2 protein-coding genes are annotated in these 2511 nt (G+C 56.6%); one reads left to right on the top strand and one right to left on the bottom strand.

The window, feature by feature from the left end; translation table 11 throughout:
- Window positions 1-196, bottom strand: a 196-nt coding sequence (locus B8460_RS23120) for a hypothetical protein (protein WP_048862989.1), incomplete at its 3' end; no start/stop codon positions are given.
- Window positions 197-495: 299 nt separating this feature from the next.
- On the opposite strand from B8460_RS23120, the gene B8460_RS17935 reads away from it, so the two are divergent.
- Window positions 496-2292 (top strand): glycosyltransferase family 61 protein, encoded by a 1797-nt coding sequence (locus B8460_RS17935; protein WP_241771240.1) that lies wholly within the window; start codon window positions 496-498, stop codon window positions 2290-2292.
- Window positions 2293-2511 lie beyond the last annotated feature (219 nt).

Genomic DNA, 2511 nt, shown 5'->3' with positions numbered 1-2511 from the left:
GCCAGCGCCGCCCGGCGTCGCGTTTCATCGGCCCGGCAGACCGTCGGATCATGGCGGCGTTCGGAACGGCTTGGTCCGCCGTCTCCGGTCGCAGCAGACGCCGGAGCGCCGGCCCGGTGGTCTCGCAGGCGCGCAGCCGCTCGTTCCAATACCCGATCAGCCCGCCGAGGTAGGCGGCCGACACCGTCCGTCCCAAGCCACGTTCCTCGATGCCGGGGCCACGACAGCATACTAAATTTTAGCGTGGGCGACCACACTTTCACGGACGGGCGTTGGGCATCGCGGTCGGCGATGTCCGCCATACGCAACGCAACGGCGGCGGCTTGGGCAGGGATCGCGGAGGGAAAGGTGGGGACGCTCGACTGCTTGTGATGTGTCTTCACCTAGAGCGTGTCATGTACTTTCGCGACGCTCGGGTTTAGTAGAGCGGTGTGCCCCGCACTGCCTCGTAAGCCCTATCGGTCCGACGTCAGCGACAACGAGTGGTCGCTTGTGGTGTCGTATCTGACCCTGATGACCGAGAGAGCCCCGCAGCGCGACCACTCCCTGCGAGAATTGTTTAACGCGCTTCGCTACGTGAGCCGTTATGGCATTGCCTTGGCGTGCTGTGCTGAACGACTTCCCGCCTTGGGCTGCGGTGTATCAGCAATCCCGACGCTGGCTGGCGGCGGGATGTTCGGAGACACGGGCGAAGGGCTTGGGGGCATTGCTGCGCCTGGCCTCCGGCCGGTCTCCGGCCGATCGGAGGAGCCGACGGGGGCAATCATCGGAAAAGCGGCGCAACATAACCCTTTGGGTTGGTCAGGCTTGCTTAAACCAATTATGAGCGGCTGGAACTCACCGTCCTACGCCACCGCTGTTCAATTCCTATCCGCACAGCCGTATAGTCAGGGGCCTCCAAACCTTCGCTACGGTTTATCGATCAGGCAACGGGACATGACCTTCGCACCAGACAGCTTGGCAGCAACAGACGCCGCCGTACAGACTTACCTGATCGAGCGCACTGCAAAATCGACGATACTAGAAAATGCGCCATTCGAGGCACTTTTCAGCGCTCCTAATCGTAACCCTCACTTAGGCTGGAACCCAGATCCCCAGTCAATCCGCGGATACCAATTCCTTAATGCAATGCTCGACGGAAAATTCAGGGGCCTATTTTTGTCCGAACGCTTTATTCGTGACACGGGCTATCTAGTCTCTGACGAGGCAATGAGCGAACTCCAAGCCGAATACTCGGGTACTATCAGCTGTGATGTTGCGGAGACGGTGGTCGTCGGATGCAATATCGCTCATAATAATTATTTCCACTGGATCACGCAGGCGCTACCGGCAATTTATCATGCGAGCAAACGTGCCGGTCGAACGCAAGATATTCGCATAGCGCTTCCGCCACTGAACAAATGGCAAGAAGATTCTTTGCGGTTATTGGGACTCGATAATATGAAGCGATTCACGATCGAATATTCAACAAAAAGATACGCCTTTGCACGCATGGAATACAGCGAATTTCTTAATGGTGGGGCGTCTTTCGCCAAGTCCGACGTGGCCCGTGAAACTTACCTCCGACTGAGGACTGCAGTGAATGTGCCGGGACAGCGAAACAAAAAGCTCTATGTCGCACGAACAGACGCCCCTACGCGCGTAATGAGGAACGAACGGGACCTAATTGAGAGGCTGCGTCATCGTGGGTATGAAATATTAACACCGGGATCGCTCTCGTTGGCTGGTCAGATCGAGCTTTTCCGTAGTGCGCGCATCGTGGTCGGGCCTCATGGTGCGGGTCTCACCAACATTGTTTTTTGTGAACCCGGTACCGTCGTTTATGAACTAGTGCCATCGCACTACACTAATGGATGTTTTTGCAATTTGGCCTATCTATCTGGGCTTCGGTATTGGCAAGACGCCTTCGACAGTGCAGGAAGTGGCCTTCCAAATTTTCGAGAATGGGAGTCTGAAACGCCATTTGTGTTATCGAGATTAAGGGAAATAGAAGAAATCTGTGCCTCTCTCCCCAGCCCGTATGGCTATAATCCAGGCCGCCAGATCGCGGCTACGGATATGGAACACCGTGCTGGCGGCGGCGATCCAGTATCGCGCGGCGAGGCTATGCAAAGCATAGAATTTTCCATTTATGAAATAAAGCTAGGTGAACGTAAGATGTACGGCGTTTATCAACCGGGATCGGGTATTGGTCGGCAGTATTCCGTCGGGGGATTTGTCGACGAGGGTGCAGCTATTGGTTGGATCAAGCGCATGTTCCCTGGCGCGTCCATTCTCAAAGAGTTTCTCTGAGCTGGAAGCGTGCCCGCAGCGCGACATCTGCTGTCGCCGTCCTGACAGTCGATCAAGAGCGGGGCCGGCGGGAATGGCGCGCTACGATGTGGATGGCGTGTTCGGGGTCGATAGCCGCATATCGTGATCGATGCCGACGGCAGCCTAGGTTGCGTGGACAAACCGTATCCATAATCTGATGTTTGGTAAGCGTCCGGCGTGCCCCGCCTTGCCGCGATG

Origin of the sequence: Acidisphaera rubrifaciens HS-AP3 (genome assembly GCF_000964365.1) — a bacterium.
Lineage (GTDB): Bacteria > Pseudomonadota > Alphaproteobacteria > Acetobacterales > Acetobacteraceae > Acidisphaera > Acidisphaera rubrifaciens.
The sequence above is the reverse complement of the archived record's forward strand: the minus strand, read 5'-3'. Positions and strand labels throughout refer to the sequence as shown.